Genomic DNA, 26581 nt, shown 5'->3' on the forward strand with positions numbered 1-26581 from the left:
AGTGAGTTATTTGAGTTCGATCGAAACGCCGGGGGTCGTTGCCCGCTTCACTGCGGGCTTCACGACGTCATTCATTGCGCCGGAAACACGCGCAATGCGCGCGGCACGGCGGTCACGCCATCGCCGACCGCCAGTTGCAGATCGCGCCACGCTTCGCGATCGAGTTCGGCTTCGAGCAGGTTGCCTTCGCGGCCCGCGAGTTCGACCCGCACCGAGCCGCCCAGCGTCACCACGCGCCGCACGTCGACGACGATGCCTTCGCGATGACCGGCCGCCTGCGGGTACAACTGCAGATCGTGCGGACGCACATAAGCGAAGGCCGGCCCGCTGAATCCCGCGGTGATCGCGACCGGCAGCGCCGCGCCGTCGACCACGAAGCCGCTCGAATCGACGTTGCCGTGCAGGCGGTTCGCCGCGCCGAGAAACTCGTAGACGAACGAGGTTTGCGGATGGTCGTACACGTCCTGCGGACTGCCCACCTGCTCCACGTGCCCGCGATTGAGCACGACGATGCGGTCGGCCACTTCGAGCGCCTCTTCCTGATCGTGCGTGACGAAGATCGTCGAGATATGCAGATCGTCATGCAGACGCCGCAGCCAGCTACGCAATTCCTTGCGCACCTTCGCGTCGAGCGCGCCGAACGGTTCGTCCAGCAGCAGCACCTTCGGCTCGACGGCCAACGCGCGCGCCAGCGCGATCCGCTGCCGCTGGCCGCCCGACAGCTCCGACGGATACCGTTGCGCGAGCCAGTCGAGTTGCACGAGCTTCAGCAGTTCGTGCACCTTCTCGCGAATCACCGCTTCCGAGGGACGCTCCTTGCGCGGTTTCACACGCAGACCGAACGCGACGTTCTCGAACACCGTCATGTGACGGAACAGCGCGTAATGCTGGAATACGAAGCCGACTTCGCGTTCGCGCGCGCCGACCGTCGCGACGTCCTGGCCTTGCAGCACGACCTGGCCGCCGTCCGCGTATTCGAGCCCGGCGATCACCCGCAACAAGGTCGTCTTGCCGCAACCCGAGGGCCCGAGCAGCGCAACCAGTTCGCCCGGCGGGAAATCGAGCGAGACGTTATCGAGCGCGACGAAATCGCCGAAGCGCTTCTGCAGGTTACGAACGGTGATACCCATTACAGCTCTCCTTGCTTGAGCGGGTGTGGCTGCGATGCATTGACGGATTGCGAGGTGGTCTGTGAAGCGGTCCGCGAGCCAGGCTCAGAACCAGGCTGCGAACCAGGCTGTGAACCAGGCTGTGAAGCCGGCGCCGGCGTGACGGGCCCGGCATACGCGGGCACGTCGCGCGCCGCCGACAGTTCCGCCGACATATGCCGCTCGGCGAGCAGCTTGAGCGCCAGCGTGACGAGCGCGAGCAACGCGAGCACCGACGCCACCGCGAACGCCGCCGAGAAGTTGTACTCGTTGTAGAGAATTTCGACGTGCAGCGGCATCGTGTCGGTCTGGCCGCGAATATGGCCCGACACCACCGACACCGCGCCGAACTCGCCCATCGCCCGCGCGTTGCACAGGATCACGCCGTACAGCAGGCCCCACTTGACGTTCGGCAGCGTGACGCGGCGGAAAATCTGCCAGCCCGAGGCGCCGAGCACGTGAGCGGCTTCTTCCTCGTCGTTGCCTTGCGCCTGCATCAGCGGAATCAGTTCGCGCGCGACGAACGGGAACGTGACGAAGATCGTCGCCAGCACGATGCCCGGCACCGCGAAGATGATCTGCACGTCATGGGCTTGCAGCCACGGGCCGAACCAGCCTTGCGCGCCGAACAGCAGCACGTAGATCAAGCCCGAGATCACCGGCGAAACCGAGAACGGCAGATCGATCAGCGTGGTCAACAGCGCCTTGCCGCGGAATTCGAACTTGGCGATGCACCAGGAAGCCGCGAGACCGAACACGAGGTTCAGCGGCACGGCAATCGCCGCGGTGCTCACGGTGAGCTTGATCGCCGACAGCGCATCGGGATCGGCGAGCGATTCCAGATAGAAGCCGAGCCCCTTGTTCAACGCCTGATAGAACACGGCGACGAGCGGCACGACGAGAAACAGCGCGAGAAACAGCAACGCGACCCCGGTCAGGATCCAGCGCACCACCGGCGGTTCGGTCACCGGATCGGGCCGGCGCGCGACGTTGAGCGGCGCGCGCGGCGCGACGGCGACGGCGGCCCGATCCGTCCCATCCGCGCGATTCACACGATGCGCGCCGTCGGCGGAATGGCGGCTCATCGCACACCTCCGCCGATCGCCGCGACGCTTGCCGGGGCCGGCGCCGGGCCCGCGCCGCCGCGCCCGGTGCGGCGCTGCAAGTACCACTGCAAGGTATTGATGAACAGCAGCATCAGGAAGGACACGACCAGCATCACCACGGCCAATGCCGTGGCGCCCGCGTAGTCGTATTGCTCGAGCTTGGTGATGATCAGCAGCGAGGTGATTTCAGACTTCATCGGCACATTGCCGGCGATGAAAATCACCGAGCCGTATTCGCCGAGCGCGCGCGCGAACGCCAGCGCGAAGCCCGTCAGCAGGGCCGGAAACACCGACGGCAACACCACGCGGCGAAACGTCAGCCAGCGCGACGCACCGAGGCACGCGGCCGCCTCCTCCTGTTCGCGCTCGAACTCCTCGAGCACTGGCTGCACGGTCCGCACGACGAACGGCAAGCCGATGAACGTCAGCGCAACCAGCACACCCGCCGGCGTGAATGCGATCTTGATGCCGAGCGGTTCGAGAAACTGCCCGATCCAGCCGTTGCCCGCGTACACGGCCGCGAGCGAAATGCCGGCCACGGAGGTCGGCAAAGCGAACGGCAGATCGACCACCGCATCGACGATGCGCTTGAACGGAAACGTGTAGCGCACCAGCACCCACGCCACCAGAAAGCCGAACACCGCGTTGATCAGCGCGCCGCCCAACGCCGAGAAGAACGTCAGGCGATACGACGCGAGCACGCGCGGCGAACTCACCGCGCGCACGAACTGCGCCCAGTCGAGCGTCGCGGTCTTGAGGAAGGTTGCGGCAAGCGGAATCAGCACCACGAGGCTCAGATAAGCCACCGTGATGCCGAGTGTCAGGCCAAAACCGGGCAAGGCGCTCGGTTTTCGGAAGGTCAACGTCGTCATGCTCAATGCTCTTTCAGGGTTCACGCCTGCGTGTTCTGGCCGCCGGGCCCTGGCTGGCCAAAGCGCGCCACTGGGGCGCGCCCGGATTGGACGCGTTGCCGCGTCGCTCGGTCGATGCCGTTGCCGGCACCGGCGGTCTTACTGCGGCTGATAGATCGAATCGAATACGCCGCCGTCCGCGAAGTGCGTTTTCTGCGCGTTCGTCCAGCCGCCGAACGAGTCGTCCACCGTGTACAGCTTCAGCTTCGGAAACTTCGAGGTCAACTCCGCCGGCACCTTGTTCGAACGCGGCCGGTAGAAGTTCTTCGCGGCGATCTCCTGGCCCTGCTCGCTGTACAGGAAGTTCAGATACGCCTCGGCCAGCTTGCGCGTGCCGCGCTTGTCGACGACTTTGTCGACCACGGCAACCGGCGGCTCGGCCAGGATGCTCACGGACGGCACGACGATTTCGAACTTGTCCGTGCCGAACTCCTTCAGCGACAGGAACGCTTCGTTTTCCCACGCGATCAGCACGTCGCCGATGCCGCGTTGCACGAAGCTGGTGGTCGCGCCGCGCGCGCCCGAATCGAGCACGCCGGCATTCTTATAGAGCTTGCCGACGAACTCCTTCGCCTTCTGGTCGTTGCCGCCCGGCTGATGCGCGGCATACGACCACGCCGCGAGGTAGTTCCAGCGCGCGCCGCCCGAGGTTTTCGGGTTCGGCGTGACGATCGACACGCCCGGTTTGATCAGATCGTCCCAGTCCTTGATGTGCTTCGGGTTGCCCTTGCGCACCAGAAACACGATCGTCGACGTGTACGGCGATGCGTTGTCGGGCAGACGCTTTTGCCAGCCCTTGTCGAGCAGGCCCTTGTTAGCGAGGGCGTCGATGTCGTAGGCGAGCGCGAGAGTCACGACGTCCGCCTGCAGGCCGTCGAGCACGGAGCGCGCCTGCGCGCCCGAGCCGCCGTGCGACTGCTTGAAGGTGATCGTTTCGCCGGTTTTTGCCTTCCACTCCTTGCCGAACGCCTGGTTGACGTCCTGGTAGAGCTCGCGCGTCGGGTCGTAGGACACGTTCAGCAGCGTCGTGTCGGCGGCGTGCGCCTGCCCCGCGACGCCGAGCGCGGCTGCCGCGCCGAAGGCGAGCGCCGCGATCAGTTTCTTCGTCTTGCCTGCCAGCCCCGTGTGTCGATGGTTCATGCCAACTTTCTCCGCGTTGTGGTCCGTTGAAACGGCGTGTGATGTTGTTTTGCGTCGTCTGCGTGCGGCCACGCGTGCGTGGCGCCAACTGGAGGCCAGTCTATCGAAGGGCTTTCATCATTAAAAATAATGTTTCTTCATTCTTTAATACGCAAAAGTGGTAATGACAGCCAGATAAGGCGTTGCGGCACGAAAACGGGTGTTGGAGCGTCCGGTTCGGACGTTTCCACGACTCCACTTCGTCGCCTGCCCGCACGAACTTAAAGTAAAGCTTGAATTGCGCCGGATACTGTATAAAAATACAGCCACCTGTTCATACATACAGTGGCGCCATGACAAAACTCACCGCACGACAGCAGCAGGTTTTCGATCTGATCCGCCGGGCCATCGAACGCACCGGTTTTCCGCCCACCCGCGCGGAGATCGCCGCCGAACTGGGCTTCAGCTCGGCCAACTCGGCAGAAGAACATCTGCGCGCGCTCGCTCGCAAGGGTGTCATCGAACTGGCGGCCGGCGCATCGCGCGGCATACGCCTTCTCACCAGCCCCGAAGACTCGCCGCACCAGTTCACGCTGCCGCACGCGAGCATCATGCAACTGTCGTTGCCGCTGATCGGCCGGGTCGCCGCGGGTAGCCCGATACTCGCGCAGGAACATATCTCGCAGCATTACGCATGCGACCCGGCGCTCTTCTCGAGCAAGCCCGATTACCTGCTGAAAGTGCGCGGGCTGTCCATGCGCGACGCCGGCATCTTCGACGGCGACCTGCTCGCGGTGCAAAAGCGCAGCGAGGCGAAAGACGGCCAGATCATCATCGCCCGGCTCGGCGACGACGTCACGGTCAAGCGCCTGAAGCGCCGGCCAAACGGTATCGAGCTGATCGCCGAGAACCCCGATTACGACAACATCTTCGTTGAAACCGGCAGCGCGGATTTCGCGCTGGAGGGTATCGCCGTGGGGCTGATCCGCCCCGGAGAGTTTTAACCCGCCCGCTCGCCGGTTCGCCGGATCGCAGCCGCCCCAACGTTGAATCGCCTGGAGAGACTCATGGAACGCCTTGCCCGCCTGCTGCCCTTTCGCCAGTTCGGTCGTCTGCGCCGTCTGCGCAAGCTGGTGCCCTGCTCAGTGAGCGGAGCGCCCGCGGTCAGCACGCCATCGCTGTTCGACTCGCCCGACGGGGTATCGAGCTTGCCGTCGTCGTTGCCCGCCTTTGCCCGCGTGTCGTTGAATGCCGGGTTGAATATGGCGGAGCCGGAGCGGCGCGCACCGGTTCGGGTTTATCACGGGCCGTCGCGGCTCATCATGGTCGGCACCATGGAGGCCGTATGCCGCATGATCGATCGCTGCATCGCTGACGAGGCCAACGTGCACGGCGCCGTATTCGAGTCCTGATCGGCTTTCAGATACCGTTGTCGCGTGGGATCGTTTTTGCGTGGCCACGGTCCACGCTAGATCAAACGCGATGGAGAGTCCCACCCGATGGCAGTTTCGACACGCACGAAGCGCGGCGCCAACCGGCCCTTGATCGTCACTCTAGTTGTGATTGTGGTGATCGCCGCGCTGGGGTTCGTCTACGCGTCGCCGTATATCGCGCTGAATAATCTCAAGCGCGCGGCGGACGCGCGCGACGCGCAAACCGTCAATCAATACGTCGACTTTCCCGCGTTGCGCGAGAGCCTGAAGCAGGAGGTCACAGGCTTGCTGACACGCCGGCTCGACGCGCAGGGCAACGGCAATCCATTAGCCGCGATCGGCGCGATGATCGGCGTGGCATTGATCGGTCCGCTGGTGAACGCTTATGCGACGCCGGACGGCGTGGCGGCATTGCTGAACGGCATGCCGCCGCGCGGCAATCCTGGCGAGCGGCCGCCTGCTCCGCCCGCGGCCAACAATCCGCCCGCAACACCCGCGCCGGCGCCCGTGCCTGCATCGCCCACCGCGGGAGGCTCGGCCAACAGCGCGGCAAACAAGAACGCCGCGCCGCCGCAGCCGCCGGAAACCACGGCGGGCTATCGCGGCCTCAACCAGTTCGTCGTTACTTACCGGCATGGCGCCGGCGACGCACGTTATTCGGCGATCTTCCAGCGTGAAGGCCTGCTCACCTGGAAGCTGAGCGCTGTCAATTTGAATGAGTGATTGTCTGTTCGCATGAACGGAGCTGGAAGAGCAACCGTTTTCCTGTCAGGACCGCACTCGGCCACGCGCCACACTTGCCACACTTCCCGCGCATCAAGCCGCCGCTTGCTGCTGCTCCTGCGCGGAGGAACACGCCACCAGGATGCTGCACGATACGCGGTCGAGCAACGGCGTATTGCCCGCGCCCATCCACCATCGCGACAAACCGGTGCGGCAACGGTGACCGACCACCACGAGGTCCACGTTCAACTCGTTGGCGAGATTCGCGATCTCGTCGATTGGATGGCCGAACGCAAAGTGCCCTTGCGCGGTCACGCCACGCTCGGTGAGCCAGTCCACCCCTTCCTGCAGAATGTCGCGGGCGGTCTTCTCGAAACTGCCGCAGGCCACATCGGTCAGCAGGCCCGCGCTTTGCGCAATGCTCGAACGCATGTCGACCACGGACAACAGATGCGTTTCCGCCTTCAGATCCAACGCCAGGTCGGCGCCGCAACGCAACGCCTTGCGGCCTTCGCGCGAGCCGTCGTAGCACAGCAGGATTTTCTTGTAGCTCGCCATGATTTTCTCCCTACCCGCGAAAAGCGCGGTCTTCATGAATCATGGTGCGCCGCAATTCAGCTTGCAAGGGATGGAAAACGCTAAGTGCGCACCGATCCGGAGCGTGCGGGGTTTTGATCGGGATCGAGGCTGTCTTGCGAGGTTTGCGGCAGTGCAAGAAACGCGCTCGGAACGGCTGCGGGCTCGCCGACGGCAACTCGCCGATGCCCTAGAATAGACGGCCTTCCCGGCCCTTAGCACCATCGGCGAGTTTTTCCCGGAACCTCCATCGATCCCATGCCCGAAGCCCCCATTGAATTCCAGCAGGTCAAGAAAAGCTACGGCGACAAAACAGTCGTCGACGGGCTCTCGTTTCACGTCGATGCCGGCGAATGCTTCGGCTTGCTCGGCCCCAACGGCGCGGGCAAGACCACCACGCTGCGCATGCTGCTCGGCATCGCCGCACCGGATGCCGGCGTGATCCGCCTGTGCGGCGAGCCGATTCCGCGCCGCGCGCGGGTGGCGCGGGCGCGCGTCGGCGTGGTGCCGCAGTTCGACAATCTCGATCCCGACTTCACGGTGCGCGAGAACCTGCTGGTGTTCGGCCGTTACTTCGGACTGAGCGCCGCGCAATGCCGCGCGATGGTGCCGTCGCTGCTCGAATTCGCGCGCCTCGAAAGCAAGGCGGATGCGCGCGTGAGCGAGCTATCGGGCGGCATGAAGCGGCGCCTGACGCTCGCGCGGGCGCTCGTCAACGACCCCGACGTGCTGATCATGGACGAACCGACCACCGGCCTCGACCCCCAGGCGCGGCATCTGATCTGGGAGCGGCTGCGCTCGTTGCTCGCGCGCGGCAAGACGATCCTGCTGACCACGCATTTCATGGAAGAAGCCGAGCGGCTCTGCAACCGGCTGTGCGTGATCGAGGAAGGACGCAAGATCGCCGAGGGCGCGCCGAGCACGTTGATCGCGTCGGAGATCGGCTGCGACGTGATCGAGATCTTCGGTCCCGACCCGGTTGCGTTGCGCGACGAACTGGCGCCGCTTGTCGAGCGAACCGAGATCAGCGGTGAGACGCTCTTCTGCTATGTGAACGACGCGCAGCCGGTGCATGCGCGGCTCAAGCAACGCGCCGACCTGCGCTATCTGCATCGTCCGGCGAATCTGGAAGATGTGTTCCTGCGGCTCACCGGCCGCGAGATGCAGGACTGACGCCGGGCAAATCTGTTACGGCTACAACGACACCGCACGAGACACGCAATGGACGCACGCACTTACGAAACACACGGCAACGGCGACGCACCGTCGAGGCAGGAACCGTTCGCCGCGTTGCCCGCGAACGCCGTGAACTGGATTGCGGTGTGGCGCCGCAACTATCTGGTGTGGAGAAAGCTCGCGATCGCCTCGATGTTCGGCAATCTCGCCGATCCGATGATCTATCTGTTCGGGCTCGGCTTCGGGCCCGGCCTGATGGTCGGACACGTCGACGGCGTGTCGTATATCGCGTTTCTGGCGGCCGGCACGGTCGCGTCGAGCGTGATGATGTCCGCGAGTTTCGAGTCGATGTACTCGGGCTTCTCGCGCATGCACGTGCAGCGCACCTGGGAGGCGATCATGCACACGCCGCTCACGCTCGGCGACATCGTGCTCGGTGAAGTGATCTGGGCGGGCAGTAAGTCGGTGCTGTCCGGCACGGCGATCATGCTGGTGGCCGGCGCGCTCGGCTACGCGAACTTTCCGTCGATGCTGCTGGCGTTGCCGGTCATCGTGCTGACCGGGCTCGCGTTCGCCAGTATCGCGATGGTGGTGACGGCACTCGCGCCATCGTATGACTTCTTTATGTTTTATCAGACGCTGGTGTTGACGCCGATGCTGTTGCTCTCCGGCGTGTTCTTTCCCGCTTCGCAACTGCCCGCCGCCGCGCGTGCCGCGACCCAGGTGTTGCCCCTCGCGCACGCCGTCGATCTGATTCGCCCGGCAATGCTCGGGCGGCCCGTCGAGGACGCGGTTTTGCACGTCGCGGTGCTGGCGGTGTATGCGGTGGGTGGGTTCGTCGTCTCGGCGGTGCTGTTCCGGCGCCGGATGATGAAGTAGCGCGGGGTTATTTCCAACACGGCGGCGGACGGCGCGCTCCTGTCGCCCGCCGCGAATGGACTGTTCTCAGTCCTCGTCGTCCGTCCACGGAATATCCACGTCGGAGATGAACGCGACCGTCGCGAACGGCCCGCCATCCTGGCGGCCGATCTTGCCGTCGGCGCGCTGCCATTCAACGCGAAACACCGTGCCTGGGTCGTCGGCGATCAGCCTGACCGTGCGAAGCTCATCGGGATCCGCCTCTTCGACAGGACCGTCGAGCGAGATCAGCAATTCCTGCGGCCATAGTCCGTCGGCGGGATCGTAAATCTTGTCGCCGTCGGGTATCAGCGTGAACGCCTCCACGCCGATCGTCGCGGAAGCGTCGACGATCATCTTGGCCAATGCACGCAGCAATGCGGTCGCGCGCGCCGAGTTCGCCTGACGAATTGCAAGGTCCCCGCGCGTCAGCGCCTGCTCGAGTTTTGGGTTTGTTTTTTGTTGCGCCATTCGATGTCCTGAGTCCTATCGCTCTGTTGTAGGCGGCACGCCGCATTGATCCGCCGCCGCTCGCCGTTTTTCGGGCTGAATCCTACCATTGGCGTGCATCCCGGCATGGCGATCCGCGCGGCCCGGTCCGACAGCCCGCCCCGTCCACCACAGTTTAGGTCGTGATTCGTGTTCCGGCTTGGGAGATTTGGTTTTGAAGCGCCGGTCGAGCGCGGCGCCTGCAGCAATTCCGATGGTTTGCCGCATGCTTCGCATCGTTTGAAACGGTGCTGGCGAGCTTGATTGCCGCCGTCTGTCCGAAGCCGTGTGCGGTGGCGCGCGAAGCGAAAGATTCGCCGAACGCGATGGCGTTGAAGCAAGGCGCAACCAACCCACGCAACCCCACGCCACATCACTATCCCGGCAACGAGGCCGGGGCACGTTCCGACGACGTTCAGGCGCGTCGCTCGAATCGATCACGAGGCAACGCGCCCAGGCCACTCCATCAAGGCGCCGGGTTCGGCTGCAACTCGTGCAGCGCATCGATTTCCGCGAGCGCCTCAACCGGAAGCTTGACGTCCGCGCTCGCGATGTTTTCCCTCAGCTGATCGAGCGACGTGGCGCCGATCAGATTGCTGGTCAAAAACGGCCGGCTGTTGACGAACGCGAGCGCGAATTGCGCGGGCGACAAGCCGTGACGTTTCGCCAGTTCCACATAACGCGTGGTCGCCTGGATCGATTGCGGCTTGCTGTAGCGTTGAAAGCGCTCGAACAGCGAGATGCGGGCGCCCGCCGGCCGCGCGCCGCCTTCATACTTGCCCGACAGCCAGCCGAAGGCCAGCGGCGAATAAGCGAGCAAGCCGATGTTGTCGCGATGCGCGTATTCGGAGAGCCCCACTTCGTAGGTGCGATTGAGCAGGCTGTACGGATTCTGGATGCTGACGATGCGCGGCAAGCCGAGCTTTTCGGCCGCGCGCAGAAACTGCGCGACGCCCCACGGCGTTTCATTCGACACGCCGATGTGCCGCACCTTGCCCGCCTTCACGAACTCGGCGAGCACCGACAACGTCTCTTCGATCGGCACCGTGTACGCGTCGTCGACCCAAGGGTACGCCGTGCGGCCGAACGTCATCGTGCTGCGATCCGGCCAGTGCAATTGATACAGATCGACGTAATCCGTTTGCAAGCGCGTGAGGCTGTCGTTCAGCGCTTCCGTCAGATTCTTACGGTCGAACTGATTGCCTTCGCCGCGAATATGTCGCGGGTTGTGCGGTTGACGCGCGGGGCCGGCGATCTTGGTGGCGAGCACGATCTTCTCGCGCGCGCCGCGATGCCGCCCGAGCCACGTGCCGATGAAGCGCTCCGTCGAGCCTTGCGTTTCGGCGCGCGGCGGCACCGGGTACATTTCAGCGGTGTCGATCAGGTTGACGCCGTGGTCGAGCGCATAGTCGATCTGCGCATGCGCTTCCTGCTCGGTGTTCTGCTCGCCCCATGTCATGGTGCCGAGGCCGATCAGGCTGACCTGCACGTCGGAGTCGCCGAGTCTGCGGTATTCCATCGAACTTGTCCTGTTGATTTGTATGAACGGAAAGCGCTGACGTTACCACGCCGGCGTCATGCGTGCAGCACGGCTAAAATGCCGTTCGAACAGCGCCAACCGGCTCTGTCGACTCAGCCGCGCTCAATAATTTTTGCGTCGATCTCCCCACGATGAATCCCGAACACCTCGAACTGCTGGTCACGCGCGTGATGCCTTACGGGAAGTACAAAGGCCGTGTGATCGCGGACCTGCCCGGCCACTATCTGAACTGGTTCGCGAGCCAGGGCTTTCCGCCGGGCGAAATCGGCCGGCTGCTCGCCTTGATGCACGAGATCGATCACAACGGTTTGTCGTCCCTCATCGAGCCTTTGCGCAAGCGCTGAGGCGAAGCTTTCGTCTGATGGGAACGTGACAGCGCGCCTAGGGTTGCGGCTCGAAAAATTTAACTAACTGTTACGACGCGGAGAACCGCTGAGGCGCGAAAAGTTCGCGGCCTTGCCTTGCTGTCATGGCGTTGAACCGGGGTGCAGCGATAGTGCACGCCCAATGACGCGCGACGGCGGTAACTTGCGGACACAACCGCCGCTGAACTCTCTTACGCACGATCTTTCTGATCCTTATCCACGAAGGAGAAGATCGTGAGCAAGCTGATTGCATCGACGGCTCTATTGGCTGTAGTGGCGAGTCTCGCGGGATGCGCGGTCGCGCCGGGATATGACTACGCCTACGGTCAATCCTATTACCCCGGCTACGGTTACGCATACGGGCCGCCGTACCAACCGGTGTACGGCACGATAGGCATCTGGGGCGGCTCGTCCTGCTGTTATTACCGCGGCGACGGTGGGCGCTGGCATGGCGGCCACGGTGGTGGCGGCTGGCACGGTGGGAACGGCTGGCACGGCGGTGGATATGGCGGCTCCCACGGCGGAAGTTCATGGAGCGGCGGCGGGCGTGGGGGTCGTTGGCATTGACGCGGCTGGGTCGCGCATTCCGGGTCGCGCATCTGGGTCGCTCCGCCAGCGCGATAAACGGATCGGTAAGCGAGCCAGGACATCGGGTGCCTTGCGGTAAAATCGCATTTTGATTCAAGCCGCCTGGCCGCCATGTCTTCAGTTCAAACTCCCAGTCCGCGCCGCGTTTCGGTCGCACCCATGATGGACTGGACGGATCGTCACTGCCGCTCGCTGCATCGCATGATTTCGCGCCATACGTGGCTTTACACGGAGATGGTCACGACCGGTGCGCTGCTCCACGGCGACGTGCCGCGTCATCTAGCGTTTGCGCCGGAAGAAGCGCCGGTCGCGTTGCAACTCGGCGGCAGCGAGCCTGACGACCTCGCCCGTTCGGCCAAGCTGGGCGAGCAATGGGGCTACGACGAGATCAATCTGAACTGCGGCTGTCCGTCCGAGCGCGTGCAGCGCGGTGCGTTCGGCGCGTGTCTGATGAACGAGCCGCAACTCGTCGCCGACTGCGTGAAGGCAATGCGCGATGCCGTGTCGGTGCCGGTAACGGTCAAGCACCGGATCGGCGTCGACGCGGTCGAGGAGTATGGCTTCGTGCGCGATTTCGTCGGCACGATCGCGGACGCCGGCTGCAACGTCTTTGTCGTGCATGCGCGCAACGCGATTCTCAAGGGCTTGAGCCCGAAGGAGAACCGCGAGATCCCGCCGCTCAAATACGACTACGCGTATCGACTGAAGCGCGATTTCCCGCAGCTGGAGATCATCATCAACGGCGGCATCAAGACGCTCGACGAAGTAGAAACGCATCTTCAACACGTCGACGGCGTGATGCTTGGACGCGAGGCTTATCACAATCCCTATGTGCTGGCCGACGTCGATGCACGCTTTTATGGCTCGGCGCAAACGCCGCTCACGCGCGAGCAGGTCGAAGCGAAGCTGATCGACTATTGCGCGGCTGAAATGGCGCGCGGCACGTATCTCGGTGCAATCACGCGCCACGCGCTCGGCCTCTATCGCGGCGAGGCGGGCGCACGCGGATGGCGTCGTGTGTTATCCGACAGCAAACGGCTGGCTGCACGCGACCTGTCGATTTTCGACGAGGCAAGACAGCAACTGCGCGAGCCAGTCGAAATTTTTGAATAAAGGACTAGGCAAGTCGGATTCTTGTTCGTATAATCTCGTTTCTTCGTCGGCGAGCCATGTTTTTTAGGCAAGCCAAGCAGATGTCAGTGGTGGCTGTAGCTCAGTTGGTAGAGTCCAGGATTGTGATTCCTGTTGTCGTGGGTTCGAGCCCCATCAGCCACCCCAAAGAATTCAGACGCTTCAAAAGTTAGGCATTCAAAAGCCGTTCCGGAATATTCGGAACGGCTTTTTGTTTTCGGAAATCTACTCCGGGGCTTTTGTGTTTCTGGTTTCGCCCGGCTCGCGAAGTGGCCTACCCTCACGTGTCGCCGGATACATCGTTTCGCGTCATATGTGAGGAGCGGGTGGCATGCGCCCACCCTAACGGATCACGGCTATATGCCCATTCGGCACTGATGCCGTGGTCGAGATCCAATGGTTCCACGGTAGTTTTCATCGCGCGGATTTCGTCCATCGTATAAGTGCAGTTCGCGGGGTCTCGCTTTTGAGGCGTGGCATCTCTGCACGCGTGCGTTGCGGAATCCGGCATGTCTTTCGCCATCTCAGCCATGCGTCGCCATGACCTGGCAATAAGACGCCGGTCACTTGACGGGCGCAGCGATACAAAGAACTCGAACGTGTACTTCTCCGTGTCGTGGAAGCGGTCGCACGCAAAATCGAGCAATCCGACATCCGCCATTTGCGCCATTAAACCGCCGAACGATTTTGGCGTAAAGACCCAACAGTGCACGTCATGGTATGTACCGTTATCGAGGACGTCCCGCGCGATCTTTACTGCATTCTCGAACGTCTGAAATTTTACGAGTTCGCCAGTTTCAATTTTCCCGTCCCATGCGGCGGCGCAGTCTAGCCGAACTGCGTTCAACAGGAAGTCCAGCACGGAATGAGGCTGCGGAACACGGGCTCGCAACAGGAAGCTGTTCACGACATCCGCGAAGCGCGTTTCCTCGCGCAAATAATCGAACGTGAACCGTCTGTCTGGGATCATCAGACGGACTTCGCCGGTGTCTTTCAGAATGCTGCGAAGTTCGGCGAGCCACGTAATGAGGTCGGGCACGTGCTCAATGACGTGCGAGGCGATCACATAATCAACTTTTCGATGATCGACGGCGTCAGCCAGGGTGTTTTCGCCCCATATCGCGTCAACGCGGACGATATTTTCGACATTAACGTTGGGGTCCTGCCTGTATTTTTCGACGAGGCCCTCACGGTCGGTATAGTCGACGTAGAGGATATTCCCGTCATTTCGCTGGATGAACGGTTTGTCGAGCGCGCCGATTTCAATGCCCACCAATTTCGAAACATCGAGATTAAAAAGCAGTTTCTCCCGCCTCTGCATGCCCGATCCCCTTAGATTTTGTTCTAGCGGCAAGTCTAGTTCACTGCGCGAAACCGCGCGCGACAAATGATGAGCGATTTCCGACTTCCCAGGCATCCACCAGGAAAATGGCGAAAAGCAGTGCGGCACATGAGTTGTGATTTTTTGTTTTTTATTGAGCGTTGCACCTGTTTAATCGTTTGTCACCGTCGCGCCGAAAAACGCAAACAGCGGAAATTCGCGAACGGCACTGTGAAAACCCGTCGACCCATTTTTATTGTTAGGTGATCCGGAACGACAGCCCGATATATGTCTTGGGCATCAGTAACGTTGACGCGAAGTCCTCCGATAAACCGCGCTCCCAATCTGGTTTTTCAGTTACGAAAAGCCTTGCCAACCGGGGTCGAAACGCCGCGCAGGCTTGTCGCCTCTGCGTCTGACAGATTATTCCAGTATCGAGAATAGTAATTTCAGATTATCGGCACAAATCTTCGATAGTAGGGGTATACACTGCTTCACATCGACGTTGCAGACACACCTCCCGGCCTCTGTCGCGACGTCTTCCTGAACTGAAGTCGAAACGTTATCGGAGTCATACCATGAAGACCAAGCTCATCGCCGCCCTGTTGGTTGCTGTTTCCGCCTCGATCGCCGCCCCCGCTTTCGCGAGCGGCTACGGCCCGGCGCCGTTCTACCGTCCGTCGGTCGGCGCACCGGCCTCGCAACAAGGCCAGAACGCGCAGACCGTTGCGGCTGAACGCGCTAACGCTGAATCCAATGCTTACGGCGGCGTGCAAAACGTGTCGTCGCAATCGGGTACGCGTGAACCGGTGTCGGGCCCGCAATCGGTTTTCTTCGGCCACTAAGCACGCCTGGCCGATCACTGCCCGCCACGGGCAGTGATTGAAGCGGGCGCCGCGCATGATGAATGCCGGCGCCCGCTTCCGTTTACGCGGCATTGCGCCCGCAATACCGGCGAGCGGCATCGTTACTACGCAGCCTGATTCCGCTCGTGGCTGTGTTGGCTACTCGCAGAACCTGATCCGGTTACCGAACGGATCGACCGTCTCCAGCACCCTTCCCCACGGCAGCGCCTCGACGCCCGGTTTCGCGTACTTGTAGTTCTTGCCCTGAAGTTCCGCGTGCAACGCGTCGATGTCCTGCACGGGAACGAAAATCGTCGAACCCGGCGTCGCGTCGCCATGATGCTCGCTCAGATGCAGAACCAGGTCGGAGCGGCGCACCTGGGCATAGAGCGGAAAATTGTCTTCGAACCGATGTTCCCATTCGACGGTGAAGCCGAGAAAGTCCACATAGAACTCTCTCGCTTTTGCCTCGGAGAAGATACGAATGATCGGGATGGCACGCGCGAGATGCACAGCGCTCTCCTGCAAATGACGACGAGACAGCCAGCTTAATCGAACGCGCCCGCGATTTCACGCACCCGTGCTCAGGTCGCGAGGCCCGCGTCGATCACTTCGCGCGCGGCCTGGAAACCCGCTTCGGCGGCGGCGTGCTCGGTGGACCATAGGCTGTCGATATGGACGAGCCGCCAGTCGACCACCACCGCGTCGCCCCGCAGCACCCTGAAATGCGCCTTGACACCGGTGAGCACCTGCTCGACCGCGACCTCGATGTCGTAGTCCTGATAGCGCTCCTGGTAATCGCCCATGTCGATGCCTTTCGGCTCCATGCCCGCCTCCTTGTGATTGCAGGCGACGTGACGGCGGCCAAGCCCGTCCAGCCGGCGAGCGCACGGCTCGCGACTTGCACCGGCCCGCGTCCGCTTATCGCCGACGGATCAATCGCAATCGCCTGACAGATACTGCCGGCCGTTGCAGGTGATCTCGACCTCGTCGTCGCCCGCCTCGGCGACCAGGCCGCTTGCCAGCAATTCCGCCTTGACCGACTGCGCGAACTTCGGCGCGTGCTGTCCGACGCCGACGTCGTTCAGGCGCCGCAACGCTTCGACCGCTTCAGGACTCAATGACTTCGACATGGCCGTCTCCGTCGACTTGTTCAATTCATCCTAGCAAGTTTCGAGGGCGTATGCAGGTGCGGATGCGTCGACGCAGCGCGATGGGCATACGCATTGCGTGCCTGTTATCGCTTGGCCGGCGACGCGCTCCACGACGTGTGTCCGGCGTTACGCCCCGCGTTTGAAGCCGTGGGCGCATGAAAACCGCAACGCGATGCGGCCCGCGCGAATTTTCCTCGCGAGCGCGAGTCGCACGAACGTGGCCGCGTCAAATCCAGCAGGCGGCATGGCAATGGAGGACGAAATGGAGCGAAGCAGATTGACAGCGCTGACCGCGGGCGTCGCGCTCGCGGTGTTCGTAGCGAGCGGCACGACGGCGTTCGCGCAAACGACACAATCAAAGCAACCGACGCAACCAAAGCAACCGACGCAGAGCGACACCGCCTCGATGGTGAAGCCGCCTGAATCGGCCTCGGGGTCGGGCGGTTCGAGCAATCCGGACAATATGCCGATCAAGCGCCCGCGCCATCCGACCAACGACAAAATGATGCACGAGCCGCCCGCCAGCGGCGCAAACGCGAAGTAGCGCCGGCGCGCGGGAGCGGCTTTCGTCAGCGGTTCTACAAACGTGCGATCGACACCTCCGTCGACTTCACCAGCGCGACCACTTCCGAGCCGACCTTGAGTTCGAGTTCGTCGATCGAGCGGGTGGTGATGACCGAGGTGACGATACCGAACGGCGTATCCACATCGACTTCGGACACCACCGGTCCGCGGATGATTTCCTTGACCTTGCCTTTGAACTGATTGCGTACGTTGATAGCGGAAATGCTCATATCGAGTGACTCCAGGAAAGCGATCGAAACGGTCGATCAAGGAAGGTCAGACGGCCCAACGGACGTCTGTCGGCCGCGTGAGACGGCCTTCGTTAACTGCGTCGTACGCACGATAAGACAGCGCGTCGTCGTTCGGCGCGGTCTTCAATACCCGTTGCAACACATGGTCTTCGAGCGCGGCGAAGCCCGCCGATGCGCTCGCCCGCGGACGCGCGAGCGGCACCGGCTGATCGAGCGCGATGCGCCCGTCCTCGATCAGCAAAATCCGGTCGCCGAGCGCCACCGCTTCATGCACGTCATGCGTCACCAGCAGCGCGGTGAATCGATGCTCACGCCACAAGCGTTCGATCAGCGCGTGCATTTCGATGCGCGTCAACGCGTCGAGCGCTCCGAGCGGCTCGTCGAGCAGCAGCAATTGCGGCCGATGCACGAGCGCCCGCGCCAACGCCACGCGCTGCCGCTGGCCGCCCGAAAGCCGCGCGGGCCAATCGTCGGCGCGTTCGAGCAAGCCGACTTCGGCGAGCACAGCGCGCGCATCCTCACGCGCGCCGCGGCCGAGGCCGAGCATCACGTTTTGCAGCACGGTCTTCCAGGGCAACAGGCGCGCGTCCTGGAACATGATGCGCGTGTCGAGCGGACGGCCATCTTCAGTGCGCTTTTCCAGCACGCCCGAGGTGGACTTTTCCAGACCGGCGACGAGCCGCAGCAAGGTCGATTTTCCGCAGCCGCTGCGGCCGACGATCGCGACGAAACTGCCGCGCTCGATCGACAGATCCAGATCGGACAACACCTTGCGCTCGCCATACTGCTTGCCGACGCCGCGCAATTGCACTGAATAGTCGGCGCGACGGCGCGCGTCGTCGCGGGCGAGCGCGCCCGCCGGGGGCAGCCGGCCCGCGTGCTCGCGACCCTGCTTGAGATCGCGCACCTGATCCGCGCGCTCGAAGCCCGCGGCTTCGCCGGCGTCGTGATCGACGGTGCGCGGCTGTTCCAGTTCGGCTTCCAGATCACTGCCCGCGATGCCGCCGAACGACGCCGACAATGTCGTTGCGCTCATACTTTCGCTCCTCGTTGATAAGCCGGGTGCCAGCGCAGCGAGACGCGCTCGAGGCTCTTCGCCAGCACGTCGGCGAGCTTGCCGAGCGCCGCGTACAGCAGAATGCCGACCACCACCACATCGGTTTGCAGGAATTCGCGCGCGTTCATCGTCATGTAGCCGATGCCCGACTGCGCGGAGATGGTTTCCGCGACGATCAGCGTGACCCACATGAGCCCGAACGCGAAGCGCACGCCAACCAGAATCGACGGCAACGCGCCCGGCAGAATCACGTGCCGGTACAGCGCGAAACCTCTCACGCCGTAACTGCGCGCCATTTCGATCAGATTGGCGTCCACCGAGCGGATGCCGTGAAAGGTATTCACGTAGATCGGAAAGAACACGCCGAGCGCAACCAGGAACAGCTTGGCTTCTTCCTCGATGCCGAACCACAGAATCACGAGCGGAATCATCGCGAGCGCGGGGATGTTGCGCACCATCTGCACGGTCGAATCGAGCGCGATCTCGGCGGGCTTGAAGAGCCCCGTTGCGAGGCCGAGCACGAGTCCGATTCCGCCGCCGACCGCGAAGCCCGATACCGCGCGCCACGTGCTGACCTTCACGTCGGCCCACATTTCACCTGACTGAACCAACGACCACGCGGCCTTCACGACCGCGAGCGGTTCGGGCAGAACGCGTGTCGACAGAATCCCGCTGCGCGCGGCGAATTCCCACGCGAGCAGAATCGCGAGCGGCGCGAGCCAGGGCGCGAGATGCGCGCCGGCGCGGCGCAAGACGTCGAGAATCCCGCGGGCATTCGCGGCCGAGCTTGGGTCCGCATTGGCACGCGCATTCGCGCCAACGCCGCCGCCTGCATCGGCATTCAAACTGGATTGAGCCATGATCACTTTCCTCATTGCTTATCGATGAGCATCGCCGCCGTCGGCGGCACGCGCGCTCAACTGGAACTCGCCGCCTTCGGCAGATAGTTGTTGCCGACGATCTCGCCGAACGGCCCCGACAGCGGTCCATTCGAAGTCTTGCTCTGCCGGTTCGGCAGCAGCGGAAACACCAGCTCGGCGAAGCGATACGACTCTTCCAGATGCGGATAGCCGGACAGAATGAACGTCTCGATGCCGAGGTCCGCGTATTCCTTCATGCGCGCGGCCACCTGCTCGGGATTGCCGACCAGCGCCGTGCCCGCGCCGCCGCGCACCAGCCCCACGCCCGCCCACAGATTCGGATACACCTCGAGCTCGGCGCGCCCGCCGCGCTTGCCGCCGTGCAACGCGGCCATGCGGCGCTGTCCTTCGGAATCCATCTTCGAGAACGAGGCCTGCGCGCGTGCGATGGTGTCGTCGTCGAGCTTGCTGATCAGTTGGTCCGCGGCGGCCCATGCTTCTTCCTCGGTCTCGCGCACGATCACGTGCAGACGAATCCCGAACCGGATCGTGCGGCCGCGTGCCGCGGCGCGCGCGCGAATGTCGGCGATTTTCCTCGCGACGGCCGCGGGCGGTTCGCCCCACGTCAGATAGGTGTCGATATGGTCGCCCGCGATGTCGTGCGCCGCCGCCGACGAACCGCCGAACCACAGCGGCGGATGCGGCTTCTGCACCGGCGGATACAACGCCTTGCCGCCCTTCGAACTCAGATGCTTGCCGTCGAACGCGATCGCGTCGTTGGTATGCGAAGCGGCGAGCAGCTTGCGCCAGATGTGCAGGAATTCGTCGGTGATTTCATAGCGCGTGTCGTGATCGACGAACACGCCGTCGCCTTCCAGTTCCGCCGCATCGCCGCCGGTCACGACGTTGATCAGCAGACGCCCGTTCGACAACCGGTCGAAGGTCGCCGCCATGCGCGCGGCGAGACCCGGCGACGAAAGGCCCGGACGGATCGCCACCAGGAACTTCAGGCGTTGGGTCGCGGCGATCAGGCTCGACGCGACGACCCATGCGTCCTCGCACGAGCGGCCCGTCGGCAGCAGCACGCCTTCGTAGCCGAGCGTATCGGCGGCGATCGCGATCTGCCGGAAGTAGTCGTAATCGGCTGCGCGTGCGCCTTGGGACGTACCGAGATAGCGACTGTCGCCGTGAGTCGGAATGAACCAGAACACATTCATTTGCTGCTCCTGCCTGTTCGAAACTGCGTTGATTGGAGACGGTGCGTGAAGCGCCCGCGCACACGCCGGCCGCGCGCATCCCGCCGGCGCGCGGCCGGGTGAAGCAGGCGCAAGGGAGACGGAAGTGCCGCGCCTGGCGCGGCTTGGCGGCTTGGCGGCTTGGTATTGCGGCTTAGTATCGGCGGCGCGACCGCGAACGCGCGTGCGCCGTGGCGCGGCTGAAGATCGGCATCAGACAGGACATCGCGACGGCTTCCCTCGACAGAGACGTGCGCGTCATGCGCGCGATTAAACGGGCGACGGCGGCAAACGCCGTCTGCATGGAGAAACAGTCTATGGATCGGGCCGCGGCTTTTGAACGATTTTTTTTAGCTTAGGTTTTCCACTTCCGTGATTAGCCCGACGCTAAAGCATACGGATGTTGCGCTCGATGCACGCGGGAAAGCGGGTACCCATAGATATAATGGCGCACGTTTCCAATAATCCGGTACAGGCCATGCGAACCGCACCGCTTGTACCCTGGCGGTGCAATGCATGCAAAAACTCATCCTGCCGTTCGTCGCCGGTTTTCTGGCATCCCTCTTCTTTCATGAATCGACGCTGGCGCTGCTGCACGCAGCCGGGCTGATCGATCCGACCGGGTTTTCGACCGCGCCGTTTTTGCCGCTCGGTTTGCCCGAATTCATCGCCAACGCGATCTGGAGCGCGTTCTGGGCCGTGCTGATGGCGTGGCTCTTGCGCATCGCGCCGGAGAGGCGCGCGCCGTGGGTGCCGGCCTTCGTGTTCGGCGGCGTCGCGCTGACGGCGGCGAGCGTGTTCGTGGTCGATCCGCTGCGCGGCATCTGGCCGAGCGGCAACATGCTGCCGCGCCTCGCGGTGGGTTTCGCGGCGAATGCGATGTGGGGCTGGGGCGCGCTGGTGTTCATGCGCGCGTTCATGGCAAGCGAGTACGACGACTGAGCGGGCCGAGCGGACCGAACGTCAATGTCGAAATAACGCCGAAATAACGCCGAAACCTAACCGCGCAATTCGCGCAGCGGATGTTCGTTGGCCGGCCACGGGCTTTCGAACATTTTCTCCACCTCGACGGCGCTCACGTCTTCGATGCGATCGAAACGCCAACGCGGCGCGTTGTCCTTGTCGATGATGCGCGCGCGAATCCCTTCGATCGTATCGCCATGCAAGAAGCATGAGCGCGTCAGATCGAGATCGCCGCGCAGCACGTCGGCCATCGAGCCCTCGGCGCGCGTCACCACTTCCAGCGATACCGCCATCGACAACGGCGAGCGTTCGCGCAACACGGCGATCGTTTGCTCGGCCCATTCGGCGGCATCGGGATCGGCGTCGCCATCGCGCGCCCGTTCGAGCGAAGCGAGAATCCGCGCGAGTTCGGGCAACGCGAAATGCCGGTCGATCAACGCGCGCGCGTTGGCGAGCGGCGACGCGTCGGGCTCCGGCACGACCCGATGCGCGGCCGTCTCACGCTCGACGCACGCCACCACGTCCGCGCCTCGCTCGAACAGTTCGCCGCGCAAGGTGTCGACTAGCGCGGGCAACGCCGCGTCCTCGATGTAGGTGTCGGCGAGACCCGCGTAAAGCGCGTCGGCCGCGCCGATCGCCTCGCCGGTTACCGCGAGATAACGGCCGATCGCACCCGGCGTGCGGGCCAGAAACCAGCTCGCGCCGACATCGGGAAAGAGCCCGATGCGGGTCTCGGGCATCGCCATCTTCGTCGAATCGGTGACGACGCGCAGGCCGCCCGTGCGGTGCGCGCCTTGCGAAATGCCCATGCCGCCGCCCATCACGACGCCGTTCATCAACGCGATATACGGCTTCGGATACGTGAAAATCGCGTGATTCAGGCGGTATTCCTCGATGAAAAACGTGTCGCGCGGGTCCTGCTCGCCGCGCTGCGCCGACTCGTACAGGAAGCGCACGTCGCCGCCCGCGCAGAACGCGCGCGGGTGCTGGCTGCGCACCACCACGGCGAGCACGTCGGGATCCTCGCGCCATTGGTCGAGCGCCGCGTGCATCGCGCGAATCATGCCGGTGGAGAGCGCGTTGAGCGCCTTCGGCCTCTCCAGTTCGATGAAGCCGATGCGGTTGGCTACGTAAGTCGCGATTTCGTCGCTGACGGCGGGCGAGGTGGAAATGGACATGGAGTGCTAGGCGGGCTGGCGCGAAGTGAATTGGGATTGAACGTTATCACGCACTCGATGATTTGACCTTGGCGGCGGGTTCGGCGGCTCGGCGGTTATGCAGGTATGCCGCGCTGCATCCGTCCCGATGTCGGTTCTTGCCGGCCTTCCACGCGGACTTTGGATCGACGGCTGGGTCAGCGGAGTTGTTGCCCGTGCGCCGCCCGTTTGCTCGGCCGACATGCTTGCCGCCAACGACCTGCCAACAACGTCCCACCAGGCGTTCGATGCGACGCATGAAATCGCATCGGGCCCGCTCAACCCGCCGCGTTACCCGGTGGAAAGTGGCCGCTCTTGAGCAGCACGGGCGTGCCGTTGCTGATCTGCAAGTGCTCGCGCGCCACTGCCTCGATGCGCCGACGCCCGGCGTCGAACGCACGCATCCAGCCTTCGGGATCCTCGGAGTAGGCGCCGAAGTGATCTTCGAGCGCTTCGACCGAAATGGCGCACGGCACCGTTTCGCCGTCCACCAGCGCGGGAAACACAACGGTCAGATTGGAGTCGCGGTAAGCAGGTGCGTCCGCGGGAAACCGAATTTCCATGGTCGCCTCATCAGAAGTATCCGGCAGGAAACCGGCGCCGGCGAGAACCGGCCGGCTCCGGACAACCCCGATATGGTACTCGCGCGGCCGGACCTCGGTCCAGCCTGGCGGGGCGTCCTGCTCGACCTCACGCGCCGCCATCAATGGCCTCCGAGCAGACGGTCGACGTAATCGCGCGCGGCCTGTTCGACGAACGCAAGCGCTTCTTCCTCGCTGCCGAAGCGCTGTGCGTCGCCGAGTTCGAGCAGGGTTTCGATGCGATGCGGATCGTCCGGACCGAGTTCGGCGAGACTCACCGTGCCGACGTAGGTGCCGCTCCTGGCGGTGCCCTTTGCGTCAACGCCGACGCCGGCGCCCGTGGCCGGCGCGTCGGCCGCGGGCACGAGACGCGCGGCGGCGCTGATGTAGTAGCCGCGATAAGGGCCACTGACCCGTTCAGCCATGTTCGCTCTCCTCGTTGTGTGTATCGCTTTGTGTGTGATAAGCGGACGCTGCCGCCGTAGCGCATCGAGCCCGCGTGAATCTGAACGGGCCGTTGCATGCATGCGCTCGCGGCAGGTCAATCAGTAAGGCGCGCCTCAAGGCGATAAGTTCTGCGGCCTGCATGCGGTGACGGCGTCAGCAAGCCGATGACCCGTTGCGGGCGGCGCGAGACGCCGATTCGCACTTGTTCGGCATGCGCCGGTCGAACGGACTGTCGGCATGGTCCATGCTGAAGCAGTCACCCGGTTTCGAGTCCAGCGAGCGCAATATGGGAAAATATTTTCCGCGGAACTACGAATTACCGGAGCAGGAGGCGGCGAACGCATGGTTTGCTTATGCGGAAAGCCACGGCATCGACATGTCGAAAGCCATCGGCATCTGCGAAGACGCCGCCACCGAAAACGGCACGTAAAGCCGCCGGCTGGTCGGCGCGGCGGGCACCACGATCGACATGCCCTAGCCGGGCAGGCGCACTCTCTGTGTACCTGGCGGGCCGCGATCTCTCTTTGAAAGGAAAACATCACGATGCATTTCATGACGCACTTGGGCCTCGTTGTCCGCGCCGGCCGCTTGCAGCGACTGCGAGCCAGCGTAGCGCTCGCTCGGGTCCGCCGGGCGTCCCGGTTCGCCGCCCTGCCCGCCGCTGTATTGCTGGCAACGGGGCTTGGCGGCTGCGCATCGTCGAACACCACTTCGCTGATCAACCTGCCGAACGGCCAGACAGGATTCGCCGTGAACTGCAGCGGCGCCGACGCCGCTTCCAGTTGGGCCTCGTGCTACGTGCAAGCCGGCAACGCCTGCGGCGCGACCGGCTACGACATCGTGTCGAAAGACAACGACGAAGGCGGCATGGCGGGCGGCAGCATCACTAACGTCGTCTCGGCCAACGTGAAGAACCGTTCGATGATCGTGCGCTGCAAATAACGCCGGGCGCGTTCATGCAGGCTCATGCAGGCGACGATTCAATGCGCCTGCATCTTTGAAAACATGTTCAGCACCGCGACGCCCGAAATGATCAGTCCGAGTCCGATCACGGCCGGCACGTCGGGCACCTGGCGATACAGCAGCAGCGCGACCAGCGTGATCAGCACGATGCCGGCGCCCGACCACACCGCGTAGACGATGCCGACCGGAATGCTCTTGAGCGTGAGCGACAGGCAATAGAACGCGACGCCGTAGCCGAGCACGACCACCGCCGACGGCACGAACCGCGAGAAACCCTCCGACGCCCGCATCGCCGAGGTGGCAATCACTTCGGCAACGATGGCGATGCCGAGCAACGCATAAGGAGGCACGCGCATCGCCTCAGGCCTTTGCAAGCGCGAGCTTGCCGTAGTCGACGCCGAGGTGCGCGCACAACGCTTCCACGACCAGTTCGTGATCGGCGCGCTGCGGCAGGCCGGACACCGTGATCGAGCCGATCACGCCGGCGCCCGCCACCGTCAAGGGAAACGCGCCGCCGTGCGACGCGTATTCGGCGGCCGGCAAGCCGTGCTTGTCGGCGAGCGTGCTGCCCGCCAGCTGCATCTTCAGGCCGATCGCGTACGAACTGCGCCGGAAATGCGCAACCGTATTGCCCTTGCGGCGCGCCCAGTCGACGTTGTCCGGCGTCGCGCCCTCGAGCAGACTGAAGAACAGCGGCTGACCGAAGGTGCGCACGTCGATGGCGGCCGCGATGCCGCGCGCCTTGGCGACTTCGTGCAGATAGGCGCCGACCTGCCATGCCCGGTCGGCGTCGAATCGTGGGAACACCAGCGCGTGTTCCTGAGCGGTAATCACCTGCAGATCGTGAGCGATGTCCATGAGGTTCGAGCAAGGAAAGAGTTGGAGCGTGCGCCGGCGATGAAGGCCTGGGCGGCGCCGCGCGAAAGAGAACCCGATTCTAGCGCAGCCCCTTGCGACGGCCTGCCCGCATGCGACGCCACCCGTGCGCACCGCGACTTCGAAGCGCGCCACAGACTGGCCGCCAGCGGCGCGCACGCACGATTGAAGCCGGCTCTTAAATAGCTATTGCACGGCCATCCGCATTGTTCTATAATCTTTTCTTCGACGGACGCGGGGTGGAGCAGTCTGGCAGCTCGTCGGGCTCATAACCCGAAGGTCGTAGGTTCAAATCCTACCCCCGCAACCAAGTGTCTCGAAACGTCGAAAACAACATTGAAGGCTTGCCCAACCGGCAGGCCTTTTTTGTTTTCCCCCGCCACTTCGTCGCGTTTCGTCCCGATGTTTCTTCACGGTGCCGCGCTCGGCACCGCATCGCCAACCCGGCCATCGCCGAGGTCAGAAAACCCCCGTCCCGGTGATAAACTCCTATCACCCTTTCTCGTCCCCTTCCTATGAAATTCTGTTCTGTCTGCGGCCAGGGCGTCAGCCTGAGCATTCCGCCGGGCGACAACCGCGAGCGCTTCGTCTGCGGCAGTTGCGGCACGGTGCACTATCAGAATCCGCGCAACGTGGTCGGCACCGTCCCGGTGTGGGACGACAAGGTGCTGCTGTGCCGTCGCGCGATCGAACCGCGCTACGGCTACTGGACGCTGCCGGCAGGCTTCATGGAAATGGGTGAAACCACGGCCGAGGCCGCCTCGCGCGAAACGCTGGAAGAAGCCGGCGCGCGCGTCGAGGTGCAGAACCTGTTCTCGCTGCTGAACGTGCCGCACGTGCATCAGGTGCATCTGTTCTACATGGCGCGGCTGCTCGACCTCGACATCGCCGCCGGCGAGGAAAGTCTCGAAGTGCAACTCTTCGAGGAACACGAAATTCCGTGGGACGAGATCGCCTTTCCCACCGTCGGCCAGACCCTGCGTTTCTTCTTCGCCGACCGCGCCGCCGGCAGCTTCGGCCTGCACACGGGCGACATCTTCCGCTCGCTGCGCGAAGGTTGAGCGGC

Annotated in this window: 35 protein-coding genes and 2 tRNA genes; 17 read left to right on the top strand and 20 right to left on the bottom strand. The window is 63.6% G+C overall.

Annotated elements, in window-relative coordinates; all coding sequences use genetic code 11:
• Window positions 1-71: 71 nt before the first annotated feature.
• From BUE39_RS01240 to BUE39_RS01255, 4 genes are all read right to left on the bottom strand, one after another.
• A complete protein-coding gene (locus tag BUE39_RS01240) occupies window positions 72-1130 on the bottom strand; it encodes a sulfate/molybdate ABC transporter ATP-binding protein (protein WP_073426832.1) in 1059 nt (352 codons plus the stop codon).
• Window positions 1130-2233 carry a sulfate ABC transporter permease subunit CysW gene (cysW, locus tag BUE39_RS01245; protein ID WP_176035735.1) on the bottom strand — a complete coding sequence of 368 codons (1104 nt, stop codon included), beginning with the start codon at window positions 2231-2233 and terminating at the stop codon, window positions 1130-1132. The genes BUE39_RS01240 and cysW overlap by 1 nt, the downstream gene beginning before the upstream one ends.
• A complete protein-coding gene (cysT, locus tag BUE39_RS01250; protein WP_073426833.1) occupies window positions 2230-3126 on the bottom strand; it encodes a sulfate ABC transporter permease subunit CysT in 897 nt (298 codons plus the stop codon). The genes cysW and cysT overlap by 4 nt, the downstream gene beginning before the upstream one ends.
• Window positions 3127-3264: 138 nt before the next feature.
• Entirely contained in the window at window positions 3265-4305 is a 1041-nt protein-coding gene (locus BUE39_RS01255) for a sulfate ABC transporter substrate-binding protein (protein ID WP_073426834.1), read from the bottom strand.
• 332 nt (window positions 4306-4637) lie between these two features.
• Between BUE39_RS01255 and lexA the strand changes: the two genes are divergently transcribed.
• The 3 genes from lexA (at window position 4638) to BUE39_RS01270 (ending at window position 6440) form a co-directional block, all read left to right on the top strand.
• Window positions 4638-5288, top strand: coding sequence for a transcriptional repressor LexA (gene lexA, locus BUE39_RS01260; RefSeq protein WP_073426835.1), 651 nt, complete (start codon window positions 4638-4640; stop codon window positions 5286-5288).
• Window positions 5289-5351: 63 nt separating this feature from the next.
• Window positions 5352-5696, top strand: coding sequence for a hypothetical protein (locus tag BUE39_RS01265; RefSeq protein WP_073426836.1), 345 nt, complete (start codon window positions 5352-5354; stop codon window positions 5694-5696).
• Window positions 5697-5783: 87 nt separating this feature from the next.
• Window positions 5784-6440: a DUF2939 domain-containing protein gene (locus BUE39_RS01270; RefSeq protein ID WP_073426837.1), complete on the top strand. Its 657-nt coding sequence runs from the start codon at window positions 5784-5786 to the stop codon at window positions 6438-6440.
• A gap of 93 nt (window positions 6441-6533) precedes the next feature.
• Here BUE39_RS01270 and BUE39_RS01275 read toward each other — a convergent pair whose 3' ends face one another.
• Entirely contained in the window at window positions 6534-6998 is a 465-nt protein-coding gene (locus BUE39_RS01275; protein ID WP_073426945.1) for a universal stress protein, read from the bottom strand.
• A gap of 276 nt (window positions 6999-7274) precedes the next feature.
• Between BUE39_RS01275 and nodI the strand changes: the two genes are divergently transcribed.
• Entirely contained in the window at window positions 7275-8189 is a 915-nt protein-coding gene (gene nodI / locus BUE39_RS01280; protein ID WP_073426838.1) for a nodulation factor ABC transporter ATP-binding protein NodI, read from the top strand.
• Between the two features lie 48 nt (window positions 8190-8237).
• Window positions 8238-9071, top strand: a complete 834-nt coding sequence (locus BUE39_RS01285) for an ABC transporter permease (protein WP_073426839.1) — start codon at window positions 8238-8240, stop codon at window positions 9069-9071.
• A 66-nt stretch (window positions 9072-9137) separates the two neighbouring features.
• Here BUE39_RS01285 and BUE39_RS01290 read toward each other — a convergent pair whose 3' ends face one another.
• Together BUE39_RS01290 and BUE39_RS01295 are read right to left on the bottom strand one after the other, a co-directional pair.
• Window positions 9138-9560, bottom strand: a complete 423-nt coding sequence (locus BUE39_RS01290) for a hypothetical protein (protein WP_073426840.1) — start codon at window positions 9558-9560, stop codon at window positions 9138-9140.
• Between the two features lie 484 nt (window positions 9561-10044).
• Window positions 10045-11097, bottom strand: coding sequence for an NADP(H)-dependent aldo-keto reductase (locus tag BUE39_RS01295; RefSeq protein ID WP_073426841.1), 1053 nt, complete (start codon window positions 11095-11097; stop codon window positions 10045-10047).
• Between the two features lie 152 nt (window positions 11098-11249).
• Between BUE39_RS01295 and BUE39_RS01300 the strand changes: the two genes are divergently transcribed.
• The 4 genes from BUE39_RS01300 (at window position 11250) to BUE39_RS01315 (ending at window position 13349) form a co-directional block, all read left to right on the top strand.
• Complete coding sequence (locus BUE39_RS01300; RefSeq protein ID WP_027798895.1) at window positions 11250-11462, top strand: DUF3820 family protein; 213 nt, start codon at window positions 11250-11252, stop codon at window positions 11460-11462.
• Between the two features lie 255 nt (window positions 11463-11717).
• Window positions 11718-12050 (top strand): hypothetical protein, encoded by a 333-nt coding sequence (locus BUE39_RS01305; RefSeq protein ID WP_073426842.1) that lies wholly within the window; start codon window positions 11718-11720, stop codon window positions 12048-12050.
• A 132-nt stretch (window positions 12051-12182) separates the two neighbouring features.
• The gene (gene dusA / locus BUE39_RS01310; protein WP_073426843.1) at window positions 12183-13184 is read left to right on the top strand and encodes a tRNA dihydrouridine(20/20a) synthase DusA; all 1002 of its coding nucleotides are present in this window, start codon (window positions 12183-12185) and stop codon (window positions 13182-13184) included.
• Between the two features lie 89 nt (window positions 13185-13273).
• Window positions 13274-13349: transfer RNA gene (locus tag BUE39_RS01315), tRNA-His, on the top strand.
• Window positions 13350-13482: 133 nt separating this feature from the next.
• On the opposite strand, the gene BUE39_RS01320 is transcribed toward BUE39_RS01315, so the two are convergent.
• Complete coding sequence (locus BUE39_RS01320) at window positions 13483-14523, bottom strand: methyltransferase domain-containing protein (RefSeq protein WP_073426844.1); 1041 nt, start codon at window positions 14521-14523, stop codon at window positions 13483-13485.
• Window positions 14524-15101: 578 nt separating this feature from the next.
• Between BUE39_RS01320 and BUE39_RS01325 the strand changes: the two genes are divergently transcribed.
• A complete protein-coding gene (locus tag BUE39_RS01325; protein WP_073426845.1) occupies window positions 15102-15368 on the top strand; it encodes a hypothetical protein in 267 nt (88 codons plus the stop codon).
• A gap of 159 nt (window positions 15369-15527) precedes the next feature.
• Here BUE39_RS01325 and BUE39_RS01330 read toward each other — a convergent pair whose 3' ends face one another.
• The 3 genes from BUE39_RS01330 to BUE39_RS01340 form a co-directional block, all read right to left on the bottom strand.
• Window positions 15528-15881, bottom strand: a complete 354-nt coding sequence (locus BUE39_RS01330) for a glyoxalase superfamily protein (protein WP_073426846.1) — start codon at window positions 15879-15881, stop codon at window positions 15528-15530.
• A gap of 71 nt (window positions 15882-15952) precedes the next feature.
• Window positions 15953-16195, bottom strand: coding sequence for a DUF6566 family protein (locus BUE39_RS01335; protein WP_073426847.1), 243 nt, complete (start codon window positions 16193-16195; stop codon window positions 15953-15955).
• A 108-nt stretch (window positions 16196-16303) separates the two neighbouring features.
• The gene (locus BUE39_RS01340) at window positions 16304-16501 is read right to left on the bottom strand and encodes a hypothetical protein (RefSeq protein WP_073426848.1); all 198 of its coding nucleotides are present in this window, start codon (window positions 16499-16501) and stop codon (window positions 16304-16306) included.
• A 283-nt stretch (window positions 16502-16784) separates the two neighbouring features.
• Between BUE39_RS01340 and BUE39_RS01345 the strand changes: the two genes are divergently transcribed.
• Window positions 16785-17066 (top strand): hypothetical protein, encoded by a 282-nt coding sequence (locus tag BUE39_RS01345; RefSeq protein WP_073426946.1) that lies wholly within the window; start codon window positions 16785-16787, stop codon window positions 17064-17066.
• A 34-nt stretch (window positions 17067-17100) separates the two neighbouring features.
• Here BUE39_RS01345 and BUE39_RS01350 read toward each other — a convergent pair whose 3' ends face one another.
• Genes BUE39_RS01350 through ssuD form a run of 4 tightly spaced genes read right to left on the bottom strand, consistent with a single transcriptional unit; the run spans window position 17101 to window position 20471 of the window.
• Window positions 17101-17316 (bottom strand): TOBE domain-containing protein, encoded by a 216-nt coding sequence (locus BUE39_RS01350; protein ID WP_073426849.1) that lies wholly within the window; start codon window positions 17314-17316, stop codon window positions 17101-17103.
• Between the two features lie 46 nt (window positions 17317-17362).
• Complete coding sequence (locus tag BUE39_RS01355) at window positions 17363-18373, bottom strand: ATP-binding cassette domain-containing protein (RefSeq protein ID WP_073426850.1); 1011 nt, start codon at window positions 18371-18373, stop codon at window positions 17363-17365.
• Complete coding sequence (gene ssuC / locus BUE39_RS01360) at window positions 18370-19254, bottom strand: aliphatic sulfonate ABC transporter permease SsuC (RefSeq protein ID WP_073426851.1); 885 nt, start codon at window positions 19252-19254, stop codon at window positions 18370-18372. Before ssuC ends, BUE39_RS01355 begins: the two co-directional genes overlap by 4 nt.
• 56 nt (window positions 19255-19310) lie before the next feature.
• On the bottom strand, window positions 19311-20471 hold the full coding sequence (ssuD, locus tag BUE39_RS01365) for an FMNH2-dependent alkanesulfonate monooxygenase (protein WP_073426852.1): 1161 nt from the start codon (window positions 20469-20471) through the stop codon (window positions 19311-19313).
• A gap of 209 nt (window positions 20472-20680) precedes the next feature.
• Here ssuD and BUE39_RS34775 point away from each other — a divergent pair, with 209 nt between their 5' ends.
• Window positions 20681-20848, top strand: a complete 168-nt coding sequence (locus BUE39_RS34775) for a hypothetical protein (protein WP_159442539.1) — start codon at window positions 20681-20683, stop codon at window positions 20846-20848.
• Between the two features lie 157 nt (window positions 20849-21005).
• Window positions 21006-21431: a hypothetical protein gene (locus BUE39_RS35075; RefSeq protein WP_073426853.1), complete on the top strand. Its 426-nt coding sequence runs from the start codon at window positions 21006-21008 to the stop codon at window positions 21429-21431.
• Between the two features lie 56 nt (window positions 21432-21487).
• Here the strand turns inward: BUE39_RS35075 and BUE39_RS01375 are convergent, their stop codons facing one another.
• The 3 genes from BUE39_RS01375 to BUE39_RS01385 all read right to left on the bottom strand — a co-directional run bounded on the left by BUE39_RS01375 (window position 21488) and on the right by BUE39_RS01385 (window position 23654).
• Complete coding sequence (locus BUE39_RS01375; RefSeq protein ID WP_073426854.1) at window positions 21488-22630, bottom strand: enoyl-CoA hydratase/isomerase family protein; 1143 nt, start codon at window positions 22628-22630, stop codon at window positions 21488-21490.
• A 296-nt stretch (window positions 22631-22926) separates the two neighbouring features.
• The gene (locus BUE39_RS01380) at window positions 22927-23352 is read right to left on the bottom strand and encodes a DUF1488 family protein (protein ID WP_235004786.1); all 426 of its coding nucleotides are present in this window, start codon (window positions 23350-23352) and stop codon (window positions 22927-22929) included.
• Window positions 23352-23654: a hypothetical protein gene (locus BUE39_RS01385; protein WP_073426855.1), complete on the bottom strand. Its 303-nt coding sequence runs from the start codon at window positions 23652-23654 to the stop codon at window positions 23352-23354. The genes BUE39_RS01380 and BUE39_RS01385 overlap by 1 nt, the downstream gene beginning before the upstream one ends.
• A gap of 224 nt (window positions 23655-23878) precedes the next feature.
• Between BUE39_RS01385 and BUE39_RS01390 the strand changes: the two genes are divergently transcribed.
• Together BUE39_RS01390 and BUE39_RS01395 are read left to right on the top strand one after the other, a co-directional pair.
• Window positions 23879-24106 (top strand): hypothetical protein, encoded by a 228-nt coding sequence (locus tag BUE39_RS01390; RefSeq protein ID WP_090518671.1) that lies wholly within the window; start codon window positions 23879-23881, stop codon window positions 24104-24106.
• A gap of 113 nt (window positions 24107-24219) precedes the next feature.
• The gene (locus BUE39_RS01395; RefSeq protein WP_073426857.1) at window positions 24220-24618 is read left to right on the top strand and encodes a hypothetical protein; all 399 of its coding nucleotides are present in this window, start codon (window positions 24220-24222) and stop codon (window positions 24616-24618) included.
• A gap of 38 nt (window positions 24619-24656) precedes the next feature.
• On the opposite strand, the gene BUE39_RS01400 is transcribed toward BUE39_RS01395, so the two are convergent.
• Together BUE39_RS01400 and BUE39_RS01405 are read right to left on the bottom strand one after the other, a co-directional pair.
• Complete coding sequence (locus BUE39_RS01400; RefSeq protein WP_374709854.1) at window positions 24657-24989, bottom strand: DMT family transporter; 333 nt, start codon at window positions 24987-24989, stop codon at window positions 24657-24659.
• Between the two features lie 10 nt (window positions 24990-24999).
• Window positions 25000-25497: a heme-degrading domain-containing protein gene (locus BUE39_RS01405; RefSeq protein ID WP_073426859.1), complete on the bottom strand. Its 498-nt coding sequence runs from the start codon at window positions 25495-25497 to the stop codon at window positions 25000-25002.
• A gap of 251 nt (window positions 25498-25748) precedes the next feature.
• On the opposite strand from BUE39_RS01405, the gene BUE39_RS01410 reads away from it, so the two are divergent.
• Together BUE39_RS01410 and BUE39_RS01415 are read left to right on the top strand one after the other, a co-directional pair.
• Window positions 25749-25825: transfer RNA gene (locus tag BUE39_RS01410), tRNA-Met, on the top strand.
• Window positions 25826-26030: 205 nt separating this feature from the next.
• A complete protein-coding gene (locus BUE39_RS01415; protein ID WP_073426860.1) occupies window positions 26031-26576 on the top strand; it encodes an NUDIX hydrolase in 546 nt (181 codons plus the stop codon).
• Window positions 26577-26581 lie beyond the last annotated feature (5 nt).

This window comes from Paraburkholderia terricola (assembly GCF_900142195.1).
Taxonomy (GTDB): Bacteria; Pseudomonadota; Gammaproteobacteria; order Burkholderiales; family Burkholderiaceae; genus Paraburkholderia; species Paraburkholderia terricola.